Below are 20,518 nucleotides of genomic sequence, written 5' to 3'. Positions count from 1 at the left end.
ATTTTCATTGAGTATTACTAGCTTTTTTCGTATTAGTCCGGCCTTTTTGTTTGCTTTTAGTAGTAGGCAAGGAGCTGTAGATAGAACTCAAGTTCATCAAAGCGACTTAAGGCCCTAATAAAAGATAAACAAAATGACGGATAGAAAAAAGCCCACACACGGAATCTACTTCCATGTGAGGGCGTTGGTAACGCGGTGCCACCTCAATTATAAAGGAACTATCTCCTTTACATCTCTGCCTTGTCTAACAACAAGCTGCACTGTAAGGTGTGCGCACCGAATTTTCATTGTTTCAAATTCATTTTCAAAATCAGCCCACTTTCACTACTTCCAACCACCTATTCACAACCACCACAGGCTCCCTGAAGATCAAAAATAGTTACTTTTCTGATTTGTTGAACTTATTTTAATACTTTGTTTTTTCTTTGTCAAGACTTTTTTACGATTTTTTTGAAAATATCATTCGAATGTGACCATGTCTTCCTTAAATCGAACATGAACATGTCCCACTTGTTAGAAATTGGATCCAACTCAATAGAAACTGAATGGAGGCTAAACAGAACTTATTTTAGAACACTCCATCTTTTCCACTAGGATTTTCAAGAATTAAACAATACTAGAAACTCTGTCTCCTAACAAATTTAGGAGAAACTTCAACAGATGTGACACTTTCCCCTTTAATAATTGCTAAAACACCTTCTATCATTTCTTTAGCCAATTTAACATAATTGGGAGCAATTGTAGACAAAGCTGGAGTATAATACTGAGAAATAGGAATATTATCAAATCCAATGATAGAAATATCATCTGGAATAAGAATTCCTTTCTCATAGCACGCACGAATCAAGCCCTGAACCTTTTCATCTCCTGAAACAAAAATAATGTCCGGATAATTTTGGGTAGTCAAGTGCTGCATTGCATAAGAATAAACTGAATCAATTGTAGATAAGCCATAAATGACTTTTAAATCCATAAAGTAATTTTTATCATTCAGAAAAGAACGCACACCTCTTTCACGATCCTTATTAACATGGGATTCTCCTCCCATAAGCAACCACATATTTTTAAATTTTTCTTCAGTTACAGCTTTCATCATATCATAAGTAGCTTGAAAATTATTATTAGATACATAGACTACTCCAGACGTTTGAGATTCACCGAAAACAAGAAAAGGCATATGGTTCTTCTTTAAATACTGAATTCTGATATCATCTACACTTTCATAAAAAACAATAACACCATCTACTAGGCTACCTGTGCTTGATATAATTGAATTACTAATTGTATCCTCCTCTCCAAAGTACTCAACTATAGCATTAACACCAAATTCTTTACACGTCCGTAACACTTTATCTAACAGCGTATGAAACCAAATTAAAGGAAAAGAGTCGATTTTTTTTACAGAAATCAATATATTTATAGCTTCTTTTTTAGTTAAATTTTTTGCATACGCATTTGGAATATACGACAATTCCTCTATAACTTTTTGAATCGCTTGATAAGTTTCTTCTTTAACATTTACTCCACCATTAATAACTCGTGAAACTGTTTTTGGAGAAAAACCTGATAAACGTGCAATATCATAAATAGTTACCTTTTTCCCATTTATATTTTTCATTTCAGTCCTCCATTACGAACATTCTAATATTACTATACAATATTTAATTTTTTTTAACAAGAGAATTTAGTAAATTATTTAAGATCCACAAATTCACAAAATTAATTTTACAAATATTCTTTCCCTTCAAAAAAGTTTAAATTGCATTTCACACCTTTATTTTTAAGAATGTTTCCAACTTCACGACAAATAAATTCATATGAGAAAAAACTGCCATAAAATTGTAGATTAACTTTTTCAGTAAAATGTGTAGGATTTATAAAAACATATAATAGCCTGTCAATGTAACATTTTAACATAGAGTTAATTTTTTCTTTAAAGATAACATTTGTTATCAACTCATCAGGAGGTAAATGAAAGGCAAACACCATTTCACAAATATCATAAAAAGAAATAAATTTGTATACTTGTATCAAACAATTATTATCAAAATATTCTATTTTACCTAAATCAAAATTGATTTTATAATCTTTCATAAAAACCTCTGAGCAAAAATCTACTCAAAAATTAGATGATTAAAACATCTAAAAAACAAAAGGACAAAAACATCTGTCCCTTTGTTTACTAAATTTCAGCTAATTTCTTCGACATAAATAACACCTACAATATTAGCAATTTCTTCCATTAGTTTAAGGTGCTCAAATCTACCTGATAATTCCAGAGTAATAAATGACGCGATTTTTTTGTCTGGAACATCAAAATATTCAATTCTGTCAGAATTAACATCTCCAAATGCAGTTCTAGAATCAGTCATTCTAATGCCATTTTCTGCACAATAAACCAATACACGATTATAGGCTTCTGTAGATTTAACCACTATATACAATTCAATCATTTTAGAACGATTTCGTAGATATTTTTTTAGTGGTTGGAACATAGATATCACACCCCAAACAGAAATGGCTACTAAAAGAGCTCCCTCATAAAAACCTACTCCAATAGCTAATCCAATTCCAGCTGAAGCCCATATTCCGGCTGCAGTTGTTAAACCAGTTATTTTCTTTTTATCTGTAATAAGTATTGTTCCAGCCCCAAGAAAACCAACACCTGATATAACCTGCGCACCTAAGCGTGTAGGATCTCCTGTACCAAATTTATAAGATACGTATTCATTCGTCATCATAATTAAACATGCAGCCAGACAAACAATACTATGTGTACGAATACCTGCTGGTTGAGATTTACTTCCTCTCTCTAAACCAATTACACCACCAATAACTACTGATAAAACAATCCTGACAACTATTTCAATATGTGATAACCCAAGACTAGTGGCTGTCATGATTATTTCCTTACTTTACGCCCCGGTCTTTGTGTGAAGTATAATACAGTTCCAGAAACAATCATCAGAACAATTGTATAAACAAATACCAGAGCTTGTGCATTAGATGTTGCTGTTTCATCACCTGCAGATCGAATCGTAATACCTAATGGTTGAGCTAGGGGATGGTAAAGGAATACAGATAAGTCGAAGTCAGTTAATAAAGAGTTAAAGTTTAAAGCAATAACAGAGAGAACAACCGGTAAAATAAATGGAATGATAACCTTCATCATAGTATAAAAAGGTGAAGCACCCATACTTCTTGCTGCATCTTCCATCTCATCATCAACACTAAATAAAATAGCACGTACCATTCTATAAGAAAATGGGATTTTTACAACTATATATGCAATAAGTAGAATTACCAAACCACCTACCAAAATCTGATTCAAGACAAGAAATTGTGGCTGATTAAAAGTAAATAATAAACTTACTGCTAAAAGTGTACTTGGTAGTAACCAAGGAAGTAGAGCACCATATTCAAATAAGAAATCAAAACGAGATTTATGTTTTCTGACAACACGAGCAAATACAACTGCGAGAATTGTTGCTGTTGTCGCAGCAATAATAGAATAAATAAAGCTGACCAAGAATGGAGAGAATGCCGCACTATTACTAAAGAATAAGCGATAATTTTCTAAAGTAAAGTTTGATAATGTTAAGTTACCTGTTTGAATTGCAACTGGATCTGTAAATGAGTATAATACTATAAAAATTAGTGGAAGCATGAAAACTGTGAACAATCCATATGCTACAATGTGAGCAATGATATTCCAAGGCTTAGACGCAATTTTTTGTTTTTTAAGAGGCGCTTTAGTCTTAGAGATAGAAATATAATTTCCACCTTTTTCTATCTTATTCATGATAGTAAGCAAAATTGTAGTTGCAATACCTAAAATAATTGCAAGTAAGGCAGCTAAATCACGAGAATTCCCCATCCCTGCAAATGTAATAATCATTGGATTTATAGTTTGAAATTCTTTACCACCAACAATCATGGGTGCTGCTACTGCAGATAAACCACTAAGAAAAACCATAATAGTAAGTGCAAATAGAGTTGGAATTAAGGTTGGTAACACTACTTTTCGGAAAACAGTAAATGGTTTTGCTCCCATATTTCGAGCAGCCTCAATAGTGTGATAGTCAACGCTTCGAATTGTATTTGTTAAAAACAATGTATGATTAGCAGTTCCTGAAAATGTCATAATGAATAAGACTGCACCATACCCAATAAACCAGTTAGAGTCTAAAGAAGGGATAACATTTTGTAAAAATTTTGTAATCAATCCATAAGGACCATAGACAAATTTATATCCAGTCGCTAAAACCACTCCTCCATAAATTAAAGAAGTCATATAACCTAATTTTAAAATTTTAGCACCTTTAATATCAAAGTACTCTGTAAATAGAACACAAAGAATACCTACGATATTAACTGTAATAATGAGTGAAAATGCTAACTTAAAACTGTTCATAATACTCTGAAGTGCTCTCTGAGATTTTAGAACACGATGTACAGCATCAAGGGAAAATTCTCCTCCTTTTACAAATACATTCACTACTAGATCAAAGTTTGGATAAATAATAAATGTTACTAAGAACCAGATTAACCCTAAACGAATAAGCCAATCTTTTAAATTTAATTTATGACGCATACTGCACCTCCTTAAAATTGCAGAACGTCTGATGGAGTGATAAATAATTCCACACTTTCTCCGACAGATCTAATAGCAGCCTGACTATCAATACTTGTTACATTAAGAATCTGACTTTCAGAAACTTTTATTGTATAGTGAATTGTAACTCCAGAAAACTCAACATCAATAATTGTCCCTTTTAGAATAAAATCTTGTTCAGTTTCACGATTGAATCGAACTTTCTCTAATCGAATGTATCCTTTTTTATCCTCTAAGAAAACGCTTGTATTTTTCAATAATACTTCGTGGACTGTTTCATCAGTCAAAACATTAATATCTCCAATAAAATCACATACAAATTCAGTTTGAGAATTATGATAAATTTCTACTGGTGTACCGACCTGTTCGATGTATCCATTGTTAAAGACTGCAATTCTATCAGATAAAGTCAAGGCTTCCTCTTGATCATGAGTAACATATAAAGTAGTAATACCTAACTCTTTTTGAAGTCTTTTCAACTCTTTTCTCAAATCTACACGTAATTTTGCGTCAAGGTTTGACAATGGTTCATCTAGACAAAGAATTTTAGGTTCAAGAACCAGAGCACGAGCCAATGCTACCCTTTGTTGTTGACCCCCAGATAATTCTGATACATTACGCTGTAACTGTTGATCAGAGATCTTAATTTTTGCTGCTACTGCTGATACTTTAGCTTTAATAACATCTGGAGCTACCTTCTTAACTTTTAAACCAAATGCAATATTATCAAAAACAGTCATAGTTGGAAATAGCGCATAAGATTGAAATACAATACCAATTCCACGCTTTTCAGGTTCCAAATGAGTGACATCTGTTCCATTAACTTCAATACTTCCTGATGATGGATTTAGAAAACCTACCAAAGCTCTCAAAGTAGTTGATTTACCACATCCTGAAGGCCCAAGAAAAGTAAAGAATTCCCCTTCATGTATATCTAAATTCAGATTATCAATTGCAACAAAATCACCATATTTAATTTGAATATTATCAAATTTAATCATCTCACTAACTCCCTCTATCACTAAAACCAAAAGCCTCTCTTTATTTCTTCCATAAATTTAGAAATAATAGAGAGACTTGGACATAAAAATTAACTCTTATTTCTTATTGTACGTATTCTAATTCAGCTTTTTCTACCCATTCATCCAAATGCTTTCCAACAGCTTCCCAGTCAATATTTTGTGGTTTCACTTGATCAACAAATTTCTTAGTATCTTCTGGTAGATCTTTGAGGGCATCTTTATTTGCAGGAATAGATCCAAAGTTCTTACTATATTCTACTTGAATTTCTGATTGACCAAACCAATCAATAAATTCTTTAGCTAACGCTTGTTTTTTACTAGTGCTTAAAACCATAGTTTGTTCAGTTACAAATGGTACACCGATCTCAGGAGTCATAACTTTGAAAACAACATTTTGTTCTTTTTGTCCAACTAATGCACCAGAACCCCACATCATTCCATATTGTATTGGATCTTCTTTGTCTAACATCTTAACAATTGAACTTTCTCCCTTTTGAAGAGTGTATGCATTTTTCAAATATTCTTTTGCTACTTCCCAACCTTTTTCGGAAACACCTAATTCACCTTTATCATCAAGGTATCGAACTAAGATACTTGCTAGAATTGCACGTCCTGTACCACCTTGAAGACCAGAAATTGAATATTTACCTTTATACTTACTACCTAATTCTGTCCAATCTTTAGGCATTTCTTTTACATCAGGCGCCCCAATTAAAACTAATGGTTGAACAATCACAGGATTATAATAATTATCTTTATCTGATAAAGATTGATCAATTTTATCTAACCATTTAGGCTTGTACTGTACTAGTAATTTTTGATCTCTAATTTTATTTGAATCAACAGCACCAATTCCAAATACCATATCTGCAACTGCATTATTCTTCTCAGCAATAACACGGTCTGCTAATTGAGCGCCAGGGATATCAACCATTTTGATATTAAAACCAGCTTCTTTTGCTTTAGCAGTTAGCCAATCACCACGACCATTTGAGACTGAGTTCGAATAGATTACTAATTCTTGACTTTTATCAGCTTTTTCTTCAGATGAAGAAGCAGTCGTAGAATTTGAACCTCCAGAGCAAGCAGCAAGTGTAGTAAGAGCAACTCCCGTTGCAAGTACAGTAGACCAAACTTTCATTTTTTTCATGATAAGTTCTCCTTTTTTATTATTTTATTTAAATTTTTCGTGATATGGAACAAATTGTCTCATATCTTCAAATACAGTATAGTCAATACGGTTTACAGTAATAGTTGGAATCTTCTCTAATAAAATTTCAGTTAATTCTGCTCTGACTTTAGTAAACTCTTCTTCCTCCTCTTCGGTTAAAGGAATTCGAAGATACCCAATTGAAATATGGAATTGATATCTATCATGATTAGGGAAACGAACACCTGCTTTTTCTGAGACATAAGTACGAATTTCTTCTAATCTCTTTGCAGAAGCTTCATCTGCAGGTTCAACTAATATGTTTTGTTTTCCCATTTCAGTTACACGCATATGAATTTCTTCATCCAACAATGGAAAAATTTCAAGTTGTTTAGCAAAGTAATCATGTATTTCCTGTAAAGGTGTATCTAGAGGAAGATTACTGCTCCAAAACTCCGTTTCACGATTTTCATGGCACAACAATTCAATTACAGTCATGTGAATAGAATTCCTTGGAGTTAAAGTGAACTTATCGATAAATGGTAATTCTCTATAACGTGATTGAATAATATCAACAACTTCCATCAAATCTTGTTTAGTATAAAGATTTGCTACAACTGTATTCCCAGGGAAATGATTAAATTCCCCATTCTCTTTGAACTTAATTTTTGTTAAGTTTTTCATATAAAGACCTTCTTTTTTATATTTGACATCGGTGTCATCATGTTTACATTATACAATGAAACCGTTTCCTTTGTCAAGCGCTGTCAAACATTTTTTTTAATTTATCTTTCATTAAATATACATTTCATTAAAAGGTTAAGTAATTTTTCCAAAATACAGCACTCATATAGACAGTATCATCAATTATAGCCATTGGGATTTTTTGATTGCCAATTCCATGTATCTCTACACATGTCTTCAATCGATTTTGTTGTTCTCCAATTTAATTCCTTATATGCTTTGTCTGCATTTGCATAACAAGTTGCAACGTCTCCTGAACGTCTTGGAACTATTTTATAAGGAATAGGGATCTTATTAACACTTTCAAATGTATTTACAAGTTGTAATACACTAGTGCCTTCTCCCGAGCCTAGGTTATAGATATAAACATCTGTTTTTTCAGATACTTTTTCTAAAGCTTTTATATGTCCTATTGCTAAATCTACTACATGGATATAATCACGCACACCAGTACCATCAAGCGTATCATAATCATTTCCGAACACACTTAGCTCTGACAGCTTACCTACCGCTACTTGTGCAATATAAGGCATCAAGTTGTTAGGAATTCCTGAGGGATCTTCCCCAATAAGCCCAGACTCATGAGCACCAATTGGATTGAAATAACGAAGCAACGCAATACTCCATTCTGAATCTGCCACATGAACATCTTTTAAAATTTGCTCAAGCATCACTTTCGTATACCCATAAGGATTTGTCGCACTTGTTTGCATCGTCTCAATTAGAGGTGACTGATTGTTAATTCCATATACAGTCGCACTTGAAGAAAAGACAATCTTTTTAACATTAAATTCTGACATCACTTCAACAAGTGCCAATGTACTCATAATATTATTTTTGTAGTACATCACAGGCTTTTGCACGGATTCTCCGACAGCTTTATAACCTGCAAAATGAATTGCAGCATCAATCGATTCTTGTTCAAATACCTTTCTCAATGCTTGTTTATCACAAACATCTAATTCGTAAAACACAGGACGTATTCCTGTAATTGCTTCAATACGGTCTAGCACCAAGATGCTAGAATTCGAAAGGTTGTCGACAATGATAACTTCCTTTCCTAAATTTAGTAATTCTACTACGGTATGGCTACCAATATAACCAGCTCCGCCTGTTACCAATATTGCCATTTGGGTTTCCTCCTAATTAATTCCAACCGACTTAACAAATCTCATAAACGCTTCATGTCCAGATGAAGTATTCTTATAAACACCTGCATCTTCTAGGACTCTCGCAAATGCTTGTCCTACTTCGTGTTGAACTACGCTATTAACCTCTTCTTTTTTAATGTTAGGATATTTTTCTTTCAATTGGTCGGCCCATTCTAAATGATAATCCGCAATTGCGTTTTCCTCTCCTAAAAGATATTTTCCAACTTCTTCTAACTCTGGTTTCAAACGAGGTGGTAATATCGCAAGTCCCATCACTTCGATTAATCCGATATTTTCCTTTTTAATATGTTGTACATCTTGATGAGGATGGAAAACACCATCTGGGTATTGTTCAGTAGTATGATTATCTCTTAGAACAATATCTAATTCATATCTCCCGTCCACTTTACGAGCAATAGGAGTCACCGTATGGTGTGGGACATCTTCAGTCATAGCAATGATGTCTACTTCTAAATCTGAATATTCTCTCCACTTATTTAGAATTTTAGTAGCTAAATCTAACAAGCGATTTTTATTTTCACTTTGTAACCTAATTACTGACATTGGCCATTTTACAATACCAGCATTAATATCCTCAAAGTCTTTAAAACGAAATTCACTCTCAAATTTTGCTTTTTCCATTGGGAAAATATATTTCCCTCCCTGATAGTGGTTATGACTAAGAATGGAGCCTCCTGAGATAGGAAGATCAGAATTTGAACCAGCAAAATATCCTGGCAAAATATCAACAATCTCCAATAATTGTTCAAATGTTTTAGAGGTAATAGCCATTGGTACATGTTGACTATTCAAAAATATCGCATGCTCATTAAAGTATGAGTAGGGAGAATACTGGAATCCCCATACTTCGTCACCAAGTTTCAACCGAATAATTCTATGATTCGAACGTGCTGGATAATTTATTCGCCCCTGATATCCTTCATTTTCCATACATAGTAAACATTTGGGATAATTAGTTGCTTTTACTAATTTTTCAGCAGCAATTGTTTTTGGATCTTTTTCGGGTTTTGACAAATTTATCGTAATCTCTAGCTCTCCATATTTAGTTGATGCTCTAAACTCAATATTCTTAGCAATAGCAGAAGTTTTAATATAATCACTATCTTTACTTAACTTATAAAACTCTTCAACTGCTTCTTGAGGTGATATATCATATGAACTCCAAAAAATATCATTTAATCGACTAGGTAAAGGAACTATGAAATTCATTAACTCTGCTCCTAAACATTCCTTTTCCTCGATTAAATCTTTAATTTTACCGTTTTTTAAGGCGATTTCCACTAAGTAATCTTTTATTTGTTTCAGGTCATTTTCATCGGAAATGCGATCAGTTCCCTCCTCACCTATTAACGCTAATACTCTATTTTTCACATATATTTTGTCAATTTCATTATACATTCCGTATTCAATTACTCTATCAACAAAATTATCAATAATTGTTTTCATATATTTTTCTTTCTAATTTATGTTCCCATATTTTCTATACATTATCCATTTATAAATTGCTTGCGTAGTATGAGCAATTTTATCAAGGTGATGAATAATATCTAAAGCACCAATTACTTCAGAAACATTCCCATCATCTTCAAATATGTAATTCATTATTTTCTTTTCAATATTTATACTAAGCTCTTCTATCTCATTCTGTTTTTGTATAACAACCATATCTAAACATCCAGATTGTTCCTCTCTATAACAAGATATAGCCCTATTCATATGCTGTCCGATAACTTCATGAAGTATTTTTATTTCTGAAATAATTTTCTTCAAATTTTCATTATTTTGAATAATCTGTAGATTTTTTAAAATTTCAACAATTCTATCCCCAATACGTTCAATGTCAGTTGATATTTTTATTACACTAATAATTCTTCTTAAGTCATATGAAACAGGATGTTGTAAACAAATTAACTCAAATCCTTTTTTATCAATATTTAGAACTGACTCATTTATGATTAAATCTTCTTTAATCAATTCTACTCGTTCTTCATTTGATAAATATTCAAATAACTTCTCATATTTATCAAGCACAGATACCCAAATGGTCTCTAAATTATTTGATAATTCTATAATTTCATTTTCTAAATATAACCTTAACATTTAGGTACCTCTTCTTAACAAAGTTCAATAGTAACAATTAATATTTTAAACAATATATCAAACATCAATAACTAGAATACTTGCATCATCCTTCTTTCCATAGATTGGATCAATAGCAGAAGAATTAAATCTCATCTTAATTAACTCTTCAAAAGTTTTATTTTGATTATTTTGATAGAATTCATAAAAGCCATCGCTCATTAAAACAATTTGTTCACTAGTAACATCTATTTGATTAATAATAGCATGGTCTAAAAATCTCTCATCCAACGAACCTATCCAGTACCCACTCGGTTGATTAGATAATTTTCTGATTTTTTGTAAAATAATTTTTTTATTTAAAACACTATTTGTACCAATTGAATCTTTTATCTCATTTTTCCCTTTTTCAAATAAGTTATCTACTCTATGATCAGTTATTTCCATTTCGTTTACTAACATGACGCAGTCACCTAGCATCATATACTCCAACTTTTTTTCTGAAAGTTTAGCAAATATAAAAGCAAATGTTGGTAAGCGATAATACTCTGTTAATTCATATGAGTTTAAACCGATTTCATCTTTAACCTCAAGTAAAGCAGTTTCAAATATTTGTTTAAGAGTTTTTGATTCTTTACAATTAACCGACAAACTTTCTGATAAAATATGTACAACTTCTGAGACTGAATAACCTATCTCCTCTTTAGAATTATATAAATCTGTAGCTCCATCAATAATCCAAAAATACTGATTTTGTGAACCTACAGCATCCTCATTTTCTACAGAACTTCCTTGTATCGAACAAATTTTATTTATCTTTACCATAATACTTCAACCCTTTTAGTGTCAAAAGTAAACCAATTCCTGTCACTGTTAAGAATAGTTCCATAATCTTGTTCGAACCAGTCTTTGGTAATTTTTGTTTTACATCTACTATTTCTTTAGATTTATTAATATGATTTTCAGTTTCTCTGCCATCTCCAACTATTTTATGGTTCACTTCTTCTGTCTTATTATCTTGTTTATTGTCGATCTTGTCATTCATTTGTCTATTATCTTTACTTGAGTTAAACTCTCCGTTCTTCTGGTTACTATCAATTACATTATTTGAATTAGATTGTTTTTCATGCACATATGAACTTGTTTTAAATTTTTCCTCTTTGTTTTTTTCTTTTTCGTTTTTATCACTTAAGTTATTTGTTACAATTTTATAAAGCCCATTCTCCGTTACAATATTGAAATTACCATCGCTATCACGTATAACAGGTTCTTTCTCATTTGCATTAGATTTGATGAATGATATATACTTACCGGATAAATTATAAAATTGGTTATTTAAAACGGTTATTTTACCCTTTGAATCCTCAATAACAATTCCTTCTTTACCACCGAATATACTATTCTCTGAGACTACTAAATTATCACTAACTCGTAATAATTCAATATTTGGTTGTTCTGTTTCCTTAGAATTATTATTAATTACATTTTTTGTTACAGTAATATCTGATACTTTTCCTAAATATTCTGCACTATCTTTTGCAACTCGTATCGCTTTTGTTTTAGGATCGGCAATATTAAATATATTTTCGGCGATAACCACCTGTTTATTTAAATCTAATAGGTCTTTAGTGTTTTTATAGCTATAAGCATTTACTAAAGCTGCTCCGCTTTCTCGATAATGTACACTCTCTCCTTTAACTTTCTTATCAAAGCGATTTCCTTTGATTAATACATCAGTGAATCCTGTAAAACGTACACCTGCATACATCATGTTATCAAAATGATTATTTAAAATTTTAATATTAGAGGGGTTCTGTGTCGACAATGTTTGATAGTGTGTGCCAATTGCTGTTACTAATTCTCCAGATTTATCACTTTTGCCAAAATAGGAATTTTGAATAGTCACATTTTCAGATTTTTTCCCATCATCATTCAAGGCATAAGGAAAACCTTTTCTAGTTAATGGTTCAATCTGAATGCTCTCCTTACTTATGATTTGCCCATCCTTCATCGTTTTGGGTAAGGCTTGCCCAAGAAAACGAGAATTATCAACTAATACATTTTTCGAACCTGCAATTTGAATAGCATGCCCTTGATAACTATCCTTGAATGTTACATTTTTTATAGTTACGTTATTTGAATTCCCAATAGCAAATGCACCTGAAGAATTTATAAGTGGTAGATTTTTTGCTTTAGTTCCTTCTTCATTCAAAGCACCGTTCATATCAATAGTACCACCAGAATAACTAATATCTTCTGTTGGGCTCCATTCTACTTGCGCACCATCATCCGTAAATAAACCTGTCATAAAAACAATGGAAGGGTGATTCTTAATATTTATACCATTTAGAATTGTAGCTTTCTCATTCAATTCTAAGTGTGTATGACTTTTTAAAAAAACAATTTCTTTTACTAAATAAGTTCCTTCAGGAAAATATACATTTCCTCCACCTAGTCCTTTAGCTGCAGCATCTATTGTATCTTGAATTGCTTGACGATCATCATTAACTCCGTCACCTATTGCTCCATAATCTTTTACACTTAAAGCAGTATCTTCAAATTCTTTTTTGATAATTCTGTCACTTATAACATCTTCCTTATAACTCTTATTTTCATTAGTAGATGTTACTGTAGATTCAACTGTTCTGTTGTCTAATTGTGAATTAGAACGAATAGTACCATTAGAGCTGATACTATTAACACTTAACGAATTATCTAAACCATTAGTGGTTGAATTAGAGGCAATCATTTCAGCAGAACGATTCTGATTAACAGTTGGTGAATTATCTAAATCATTAGTAATTGCATTAGAAGACTCTTTTGTAGCCATCGGTGAAGAACTAGTAACAACTTCATCCGATAAAATACCTTGGCTTCCCAAAATTGAAATTGCCAATAGTACCGAGCAAGTCCCCACCTTTAATTTACGAATACTGAATACCTCATTAGGAACAAAATATTTCATCAGAACCTCCAATTTTTTTACTATTTTTTAACAATTGATTATTACTTTTCTTAAAATAGATAGAATGACACCGCTGTCATTATCTTTATCATATATTTTCCAAATTGAATTGTCAAGGAATAACACAAGAAAATATTAAAATTTATACTCTTCGGAAATCTCTTCAAACTAGGTCAGTGCCGCCTTGCCCTAAGTCTAGGTTACTGACTTGGTCAGTTCTATAGTAGATTGAAACTAGAATAGTACACCTCTACTTCTAAAACATTGTTAGAAATCGATTTGACTATCCCGATTGATTTGTCCTATTCTTATTTCATTTTACTATATCTACAACCTCAAAGCAGGGTTTTGAGCTATCTATGGCCAACTTCCTAGTTTGCTCTTTAGCCTTCCATTTAAAAATGATGCTATCTTTCTTAGCTTGAATATAAAATATCCCATTTACTATATTTAAATTTATTGATATGTTGTAAATTATAAATGAAAGAACAAATACCTTGTCATACAAGCATTCGCCAGGGATATTTACCTGAATATCGCTCATATGGCGGATTGAAACTAAAACACTACAATATATTTCTTAAATAGACCTTCTATAAAAGCTAGATTTAACCTCGATAAAAATAGATGCAGTGCTTCTAAAATACTGGAATAGGGTATATAGGTAATCGTAGACAAGTGTTTTATAGATTGTCTCGCAGGAGATCTAATGATGTATAGCAAGCTTCACTAAACATATGGGATATTTGTATTATTATAATATCAAAACGCTATAAATTCTATCATGCAAAAGAATGACTAGAACATGAAAGACAGGCACAAAACTTTGAACAATATTCTGAAAACAAAAAAAGACGCGAGTTTCCACAATCTCACTCATGGAAACTCACGTCTTTCAAAAAATAGGGTGAATTGAAAACTAGAACAAGACACTAGATTTTCTAAATGATGTCTAGTAAGGATTCTAAATGCTACACCAAATTGCTCACATCTTATTTCAAACCACGGGACTCCCACAAGAAAGGAAAATCCTATAAAAATTCTCTCTCTGAGGAGAAAGGAGCCTCAACTACAGGTGTAAACTATTATCAATTGAAAACAACAGTTTTTACACTCAATTAGACTTTTTAAGGACAGGATCACTTTCGCTTGTCTGTAGTTTGTCATTTTTTTGATAAAGTTAGTACTTTTTCAGAAACTGTTTTGAAAGTCTCAATGATATAGTCTACTTCTTCATCGCTTAATTTAGTATGAAGAGGGAGGGTAATTTCATTCTCAAAGAAGGCATAGGCCTTAGGATAGTTCGTCATATCAAATCCAAGATTCTTATAGGCTGTCAAGAGAGGAAGCGGTTTGTAGTGAACATTACTTGCAATTCCTGCTTTAGCCAATTCTTGGATGATGAGGTTGCGTTCTTCTAGGCTTGCTCCTTCTACACAGGTGATGTAGAGGTGGCGTGAAGATTCGACAGTTTCAGTCTTGTGTGCCAAAGGATGGATGCGAGAACCTGCAAAACCACTATCATAGCGGTCCACAATGTCCTTACGGCGTTGCAACAAACTTGGATAGCGGTCCAATTGTACCAAACCAAGTGAAGCCATGATATCGGTCATGTTGCACTTATAGGCTGGTGTAACGATATCGTATTCCCATGACCCCAATTGCATCTTGGCAAGAGCATCCTTAGTTTGCCCGTGAAGGGAAAGGATTTGGAATTCCTTGTACATCTCTTCGTCATCAATCACTGGATTGGCTTTCCAAGTCGCACTTCCACCTTCTGCCGTTGTAAAGTTCTTAACGGCATGGAATGAGAAGGAAGTAAAGTCAGCGATAGAACCAGAAGGTTGTCCTTTATAAGTAGATCCCAAAGCGTGGGCACTATCAGAGACAATGACAATACGGTTAAAGGCCTTTTGCCACTTGCTTGAAGCGGTAAAGAAGTCACGTTTTTTCTCCACGACTTGGAACAAACGGTCATAATCGCAAACAATCCCTGCGAGCTCTACTGGGATAATCACCTTAGTTTTCTCAGTGATAGCTTGCTCCAGCAAGTCATAGTCCATTTCAAACGTATCTGCTTGGATATCTACCATGACAGGGGTCGCTCCTACGTGCGTGATGACACTACATGAAGCTGTATAGGTCATGGCTGGAACGATGACTTCATCACCAGGCCCAACTTCAAGCACACGCAAAATTAACTCCAGAGCGGCTGTCGCAGAGTTAAGGCAGACAGTCTTAGGCGTCTGTGTGTATTGGGACAAGCGACGCTCCAGTTCTTTGGTCTTAGGACCTGTTGTAATCCAACCAGAACGAAGGGTATCCGCTACTTCAGCAATTTCTGATTCCGTAATATCGGGTGGTGAAAATGGAATATTGTAATTTGGCATTGATTTGCTCCTTTTATCTGTACTCATTCTCTTATGACTACTTTATTTTAGTACCTCAAATACGGTTTGAAACATGATTTTGATGTCTCCAAGGAAACTAAACTCTCGGAGATAGACGAGGTTATAGCGCATCTTTTCAGGAAGGACGTGTTCGACATAGGCTTGGTCAACCGACAGACCTTTCTCCGTCATTTGACTGATGATAGTGTCCTCATCCTTGTAGTTGATGCTGGTTGGAGAGGTAATCCCTGCTGGTAAGAGCAAGGTCGCCATCATTTCAGGGCTATACCGCTCTGTGTAACGAGGCACTTCAGGTCGTGTACCGACAAAGGACATTTCGCCTTTCAGGACATTGACCAACTGAGGAAGTTCATCCAAACGCACACGGCGGATGAAATTACCAACCTTGGTAATGCGGCTATCGTTAGCAGAAGTCACCAGGCTCCCTTTTTTATCCGCATCCGTCACCATGGTACGGAACTTCCAAATCTTGAAAGGTCGATTGTACTGGGTCACGCGCTCTTGCTTGTAAATCACTGGCCCCTTGCTATCCAACTTGATCCAAATGCTCAAGATGAGAAAGATGGGTGAGGTCAGAACCAGTACTACCAAGGCTAGAACCCAATCCAAGCAACGCTTGAAAATCAGCGAACCCTTCCTTTTAGAGACAAGCTGGTAGTAAGACTCAACCTCACTTGATTTCATTTCCACAGGCAAGTCTTCCCATTTCAGCATGCTGTTCTCCTTTGTTTTTATTATACTATTTGTCAACATTTTTCATTATACCACAAAATGGAAAAGGCGGTGAAAGAAATCTGTAATTTGAAGGATTTCCTTCTTTTACTCAATGAAAATCAAAGAGTGTTAGGACATGGCCCCTGCCTGCAAGCTATACATCTTGTGATAGGTTCCTCCCAAGGCCAAGAGTTCTTCATGAGTTCCACTCTCGATAATGCGCCCCTTGTCCAAAACATAGATGCAGTTGGCGTCTTGAATAGTAGAAAGGCGGTGAGCGATAGCAATAGTTGTTCGGCCCTGTCTCATCTTCGCCAGAGAAGCTTGAACCAAGCTTTCTGTTTCAGAGTCAATATTGGCGGTCGCTTCATCCAAAATCAGGATTTTAGGCTGGCTGGCAACTGTTCTGGCAAAGGCAAGAAGCTGTCGCTGACCAGTTGAAAAACTCGATCCACGCTCAGACACAGGGGAGTCGTACCCCTTAGGAAGTTCTTGAATAAAGGAATCTGCATCCACAAAGGCTGCCGCAGCCTGAACCTGATCATCACTGATTTCTTGGTACATGGCGATATTGGACTTAATAGTTCCATGATAGAGAAAGGGTTCCTGCAAGACCAAACCGATGTTTTTTCTCAGCTCTTCTTGACTGAAATCCCTGATATCCACATCATCCAAGAGAACTCTCCCTGACTGGAATTCATAAAAGCGCATGAGGACATTGATAATCGAAGATTTCCCCGAACCTGTATGACCTACAAAGGCAATGGTTTCACCCTTGTTGACCGAAAAAGAAATATCATCCAGAATAGGATGTTTGCCATCATATGAGAAACACACATGTTCAAAACGAATATTGCCTTCTTCAACCTCAACCTGACTATTTTCTTGAAGAGGCTCATAGGTTGCCTCGTCAATCAAGGCAAAGACACGGCCTGCAGACACCATAGACGTTTGCAGGGTTGAAAAGTTTTGCGTTACTTCAATCAGAGGATCAAAGAGACGATTGATGTACTGGATAAAAGCATACATAGTCCCGACCGTTATCCCGATAGAAAGATCACGGTAGCCAAAATAGGCCATTAAGACAGTATAACCTAGGAGTTTCAACAAACTCATAGCAGGGCGCAACAAGAGGGCATCAAAGGCTACAGAGCGGTTGGCATAGACCAAGTGTTCTTGGTTAATCTCATCAAATTCTGCCTGCTGGCGCTTTTCTTGATTAAAGACCTGGATAATCCTAATTCCTTCGATATTTTCTACCAGCTTACTATTGATATCTGACAAGAGACTTCTGGTTTTCTCGATAATCTTGACTGATTTTTTACGATAGAGATTGACCAAAAGGAAAATCAAAGGGAGAAAGAGCAGGACTAATGCTGTCAAACGAAAATCCAACACCAACATGGTATAAAGGGTTGTCAAAAAGATAAAAATTGCTGAGATAAAACTGGATAAAATCCCCGAAAACATATCACTGATTGTCTCGGTATCATTAGTCAAACGAGAGACGATAGAGCCTGCTGGCGTCTTGTCAAAATAAGACATGCCTAGCTTCTCCATATTGGCAAAGGCATCGCGACGAATATCCCTCACAATACTGTAAGACACCCGTACAAAGAGAAGATTTCCGACATACTGAACCAGAGTTTGCAGGATATAGAGACCATAGTAGGCCAGCAACACTGTCACAGCGAGTTGATTGAGATTGCTGAGATACTGGTCGATAAAGTGGGAAGCCACAAGGGGAATGACACTTTTAATGACCGTAGTCGCTAGGAGAAAGCTGAGTGCCAAAAAGGTCAGAAGACCATAAGGCTTGAGATAAGATATCAAGCGCTTCAATACAGCCCATTGTTCTTGTTTATTCTGCATCTTCTTCTCCCTTCATTTCCAGCTGCTGAGACTGGTAGGTTTGGGCATACCAGCCATCCAAAGCTAGCAAGTCTTCGTGCCTGCCTCGTTCGATGATTTGACCATTTTGCAGGACTAAAATCAAATCTGCATGGACAACTGCACTGAGGCGATGAGCCGTAATAATGGTTGTCTTGTCCTTTCGCGTCTCCTTAAGGTTGTCGATAATCGCATACTCTGTCTTGGCATCCACGGCCGACAAAGAATCATCCAAAATCAAGATATCAGGGTCTAAAATCATAGCCCGACTCATAGCCAGACGCTGCTTTTGCCCACCAGAAAGACTGACTCCCTTTTCACCAATCAACGTATCAAATCCCTGTGACATGGCTACAATGTCTTGGTAAACTTGAGCTAGCTTAGTCGCTTCCTCGACCGCTGAAATGGGCAAGTTAGGATTGCCAAAGCGAATATTGTCTAAAATCGAAGTCGCAAAGAGGAACTGGTCCTGAGGGACGTAGCCCATAAGACTACGAAGGTCTGTCAAACGATAATCGCGAATATCGTGACCATTTAGATAAATAGCTCCCTTATCCACATCGTACTCACGCAAGAGGAGTTTAATCAAGGATGTTTTCCCAGAGCCTGTCTGCCCAACCAAGCCCAGAGTTTGCCCTTTTTCCAAACTAAAGTGAATATCCATTAGCGTTTCCTCGTTTTCAAAAGCAAAGTTATCAATAGCATACTCCAAGCGCCCGTTTTCAATACCATCCAGAGGAAACTCGGAGTCTTTTACAGATGATTCCTGAGACAAAAGATTCTCAATCCGCTGGTAAGAAACCTTTCCTCGCTGAGTGATATTAAAGAGGAAACCAATAGCCATGAGAGGCCAGACCATCATATCCAAATAACTAATAAAAGTGACCAAATTTCCAACTGTAATCTGCCCCTCCCGAACCATCAAAGAGCCGACTAAGAGTGTTAAAACATAGGATAATCCAACAAACAAGAAAACCATTGGGTCAAAGAGTCTATCGTATTTCATGGTTTGGAGATTCTTTTGGAAGGTTAATTCATTGACTGCCTGAAAGGACTCCAGCTCATCTGCCTGATAACCAAAAGACTTGGTCACTTTGATACCTGATACAGACTCCTGAACCTTGTTATTGAGTTCAGAAAAGGCATCCTGTGACTCTCCAAAGACCTTATGAGTCTTTCTTCCCAAACGACTGGTCGCATATGCCATAAAAGGCAGGGGTAAAATTGCAACTAGAGTCATCTGCCAGGAAATGCTAAAGAGCATGGTCAGCAAAGTCACTAAAGCTGTAATAGAGGCATCCACCGCAGATATAACACCACCACCTGCAAGACTCGTCAAAGAATTGATATCATTGGTTGCGTGTGCCATCAAGTCCCCCGTCCGATAGGTTTGATAAAAGGCTGGAGACATCTTTGTAAAATGCTCAAACAAGCGAGACCTCATAATCTGCCCCAGACGGTAGGATGTCCCAAGAATATACATACGCCAAACATAGCGCAGATAGTACATACCAAAGGCCGCAAGAAGCAAGTAAAATAGGTAAATAAGTAGTTCATTCTGAATTAATTGCCCCGATGTGATAGCATCAATGATCCGCCCCATGACCATTGGGGGAATGAGGTTAAGGACAGAAACCAAGACCAAGGCCACAATTCCGACTAGATAACGGCGTTTTTCTAGCTTAAAAAACCACCAGAGTTTTTGAATAATGGACATAAAATTCCTTTCTAGTTCCAAATGGAAACCTGAGACTCC

Annotated in this window: 16 protein-coding genes and 1 other annotated feature; all 16 genes read right to left on the bottom strand. The window is 35.1% G+C overall.

What is annotated here, in order from left to right:
- Positions 1-174 precede the first annotated feature (174 nt).
- Positions 175-405, bottom strand: a binding site (T-box leader).
- A gap of 211 nt (positions 406-616) precedes the next feature.
- The 16 genes from HT691_RS02080 to HT691_RS02005 all read right to left on the bottom strand — a co-directional run bounded on the left by HT691_RS02080 (position 617) and on the right by HT691_RS02005 (position 20,479).
- On the bottom strand, positions 617-1,618 hold the full coding sequence (locus tag HT691_RS02080; protein WP_000789949.1) for a LacI family DNA-binding transcriptional regulator: 1,002 nt from the start codon (positions 1,616-1,618) through the stop codon (positions 617-619).
- Positions 1,619-1,725: 107 nt separating this feature from the next.
- Positions 1,726-2,094, bottom strand: a complete 369-nt coding sequence (locus HT691_RS02075; protein WP_000656287.1) for a hypothetical protein — start codon at positions 2,092-2,094, stop codon at positions 1,726-1,728.
- 95 nt (positions 2,095-2,189) lie between these two features.
- Positions 2,190-2,900 carry an MgtC/SapB family protein gene (locus tag HT691_RS02070; RefSeq protein WP_000127548.1) on the bottom strand — a complete coding sequence of 237 codons (711 nt, stop codon included), beginning with the start codon at positions 2,898-2,900 and terminating at the stop codon, positions 2,190-2,192.
- Between the two features lie 2 nt (positions 2,901-2,902).
- Positions 2,903-4,594: an iron ABC transporter permease gene (locus tag HT691_RS02065; protein WP_023932610.1), complete on the bottom strand. Its 1,692-nt coding sequence runs from the start codon at positions 4,592-4,594 to the stop codon at positions 2,903-2,905.
- An 11-nt stretch (positions 4,595-4,605) separates the two neighbouring features.
- Entirely contained in the window at positions 4,606-5,616 is a 1,011-nt protein-coding gene (locus tag HT691_RS02060; protein ID WP_023932608.1) for an ABC transporter ATP-binding protein, read from the bottom strand.
- A 103-nt stretch (positions 5,617-5,719) separates the two neighbouring features.
- Complete coding sequence (locus HT691_RS02055) at positions 5,720-6,787, bottom strand: extracellular solute-binding protein (protein ID WP_000738377.1); 1,068 nt, start codon at positions 6,785-6,787, stop codon at positions 5,720-5,722.
- Positions 6,788-6,811: 24 nt separating this feature from the next.
- Complete coding sequence (locus tag HT691_RS02050; protein WP_000793811.1) at positions 6,812-7,471, bottom strand: DUF1868 domain-containing protein; 660 nt, start codon at positions 7,469-7,471, stop codon at positions 6,812-6,814.
- A gap of 179 nt (positions 7,472-7,650) precedes the next feature.
- Complete coding sequence (galE, locus tag HT691_RS02045; RefSeq protein WP_000996560.1) at positions 7,651-8,661, bottom strand: UDP-glucose 4-epimerase GalE; 1,011 nt, start codon at positions 8,659-8,661, stop codon at positions 7,651-7,653.
- 12 nt (positions 8,662-8,673) lie between these two features.
- Positions 8,674-10,149: a UDP-glucose--hexose-1-phosphate uridylyltransferase gene (gene galT, locus HT691_RS02040; RefSeq protein WP_023932602.1), complete on the bottom strand. Its 1,476-nt coding sequence runs from the start codon at positions 10,147-10,149 to the stop codon at positions 8,674-8,676.
- A 12-nt stretch (positions 10,150-10,161) separates the two neighbouring features.
- Positions 10,162-10,803 (bottom strand): phosphate uptake regulator PhoU, encoded by a 642-nt coding sequence (locus HT691_RS02035; protein ID WP_000945329.1) that lies wholly within the window; start codon positions 10,801-10,803, stop codon positions 10,162-10,164.
- 57 nt (positions 10,804-10,860) lie between these two features.
- Complete coding sequence (locus HT691_RS02030) at positions 10,861-11,607, bottom strand: protein phosphatase 2C domain-containing protein (protein ID WP_023935650.1); 747 nt, start codon at positions 11,605-11,607, stop codon at positions 10,861-10,863.
- Complete coding sequence (gene pfbA, locus HT691_RS02025; RefSeq protein ID WP_138702788.1) at positions 11,591-13,747, bottom strand: multi-ligand-binding adhesin PfbA; 2,157 nt, start codon at positions 13,745-13,747, stop codon at positions 11,591-11,593. Before pfbA ends, HT691_RS02030 begins: the two co-directional genes overlap by 17 nt.
- A gap of 1,163 nt (positions 13,748-14,910) precedes the next feature.
- Positions 14,911-16,137, bottom strand: a complete 1,227-nt coding sequence (locus tag HT691_RS02020) for a DegT/DnrJ/EryC1/StrS aminotransferase family protein (protein WP_054392968.1) — start codon at positions 16,135-16,137, stop codon at positions 14,911-14,913.
- Positions 16,138-16,179: 42 nt separating this feature from the next.
- A complete protein-coding gene (locus tag HT691_RS02015; protein WP_050222922.1) occupies positions 16,180-16,872 on the bottom strand; it encodes a sugar transferase in 693 nt (230 codons plus the stop codon).
- A gap of 129 nt (positions 16,873-17,001) precedes the next feature.
- Positions 17,002-18,744 (bottom strand): ABC transporter ATP-binding protein, encoded by a 1,743-nt coding sequence (locus HT691_RS02010; RefSeq protein WP_172923205.1) that lies wholly within the window; start codon positions 18,742-18,744, stop codon positions 17,002-17,004.
- A complete protein-coding gene (locus tag HT691_RS02005) occupies positions 18,734-20,479 on the bottom strand; it encodes an ABC transporter transmembrane domain-containing protein (RefSeq protein ID WP_000022577.1) in 1,746 nt (581 codons plus the stop codon). The genes HT691_RS02010 and HT691_RS02005 overlap by 11 nt, the downstream gene beginning before the upstream one ends.
- Between the last annotated feature and the right edge of the window lie 39 nt (positions 20,480-20,518).

It is taken from the genome of Streptococcus sp. 477, assembly GCF_013277295.1.
GTDB lineage: Bacteria > Bacillota > Bacilli > Lactobacillales > Streptococcaceae > Streptococcus > Streptococcus pseudopneumoniae.
Note: the sequence above shows the minus strand (reverse complement) of the source record. Positions and strands in the feature narration are given on the sequence as shown.

What these genes read in the sequence shown, in the direction of transcription:
- HT691_RS02075 (WP_000656287.1), bottom strand. Translation starts at nt 2,094, where the DNA reads ATGAAAGATTATAAAATCAATTTTGATTTAGGTAAAATAGAATATTTT.
- HT691_RS02070 (WP_000127548.1), bottom strand. Translation starts at nt 2,900, where the DNA reads ATGACAGCCACTAGTCTTGGGTTATCACATATTGAAATAGTTGTCAGG.
- HT691_RS02015 (WP_050222922.1), bottom strand. Translation starts at nt 16,872, where the DNA reads ATGCTGAAATGGGAAGACTTGCCTGTGGAAATGAAATCAAGTGAGGTT.
- HT691_RS02080 (WP_000789949.1), bottom strand. Translation starts at nt 1,618, where the DNA reads ATGAAAAATATAAATGGGAAAAAGGTAACTATTTATGATATTGCACGT.
- HT691_RS02035 (WP_000945329.1), bottom strand. Translation starts at nt 10,803, where the DNA reads ATGTTAAGGTTATATTTAGAAAATGAAATTATAGAATTATCAAATAAT.
- HT691_RS02010 (WP_172923205.1), bottom strand. Translation starts at nt 18,744, where the DNA reads ATGCAGAATAAACAAGAACAATGGGCTGTATTGAAGCGCTTGATATCT.
- HT691_RS02005 (WP_000022577.1), bottom strand. Translation starts at nt 20,479, where the DNA reads ATGTCCATTATTCAAAAACTCTGGTGGTTTTTTAAGCTAGAAAAACGC.
- galE (WP_000996560.1), bottom strand. Translation starts at nt 8,661, where the DNA reads ATGGCAATATTGGTAACAGGCGGAGCTGGTTATATTGGTAGCCATACC.
- HT691_RS02065 (WP_023932610.1), bottom strand. Translation starts at nt 4,594, where the DNA reads ATGCGTCATAAATTAAATTTAAAAGATTGGCTTATTCGTTTAGGGTTA.
- HT691_RS02050 (WP_000793811.1), bottom strand. Translation starts at nt 7,471, where the DNA reads ATGAAAAACTTAACAAAAATTAAGTTCAAAGAGAATGGGGAATTTAAT.
- galT (WP_023932602.1), bottom strand. Translation starts at nt 10,149, where the DNA reads ATGAAAACAATTATTGATAATTTTGTTGATAGAGTAATTGAATACGGA.
- HT691_RS02020 (WP_054392968.1), bottom strand. Translation starts at nt 16,137, where the DNA reads ATGCCAAATTACAATATTCCATTTTCACCACCCGATATTACGGAATCA.
- HT691_RS02030 (WP_023935650.1), bottom strand. Translation starts at nt 11,607, where the DNA reads ATGGTAAAGATAAATAAAATTTGTTCGATACAAGGAAGTTCTGTAGAA.
- HT691_RS02060 (WP_023932608.1), bottom strand. Translation starts at nt 5,616, where the DNA reads ATGATTAAATTTGATAATATTCAAATTAAATATGGTGATTTTGTTGCA.
- HT691_RS02055 (WP_000738377.1), bottom strand. Translation starts at nt 6,787, where the DNA reads ATGAAAAAAATGAAAGTTTGGTCTACTGTACTTGCAACGGGAGTTGCT.
- pfbA (WP_138702788.1), bottom strand. Translation starts at nt 13,747, where the DNA reads ATGAAATATTTTGTTCCTAATGAGGTATTCAGTATTCGTAAATTAAAG.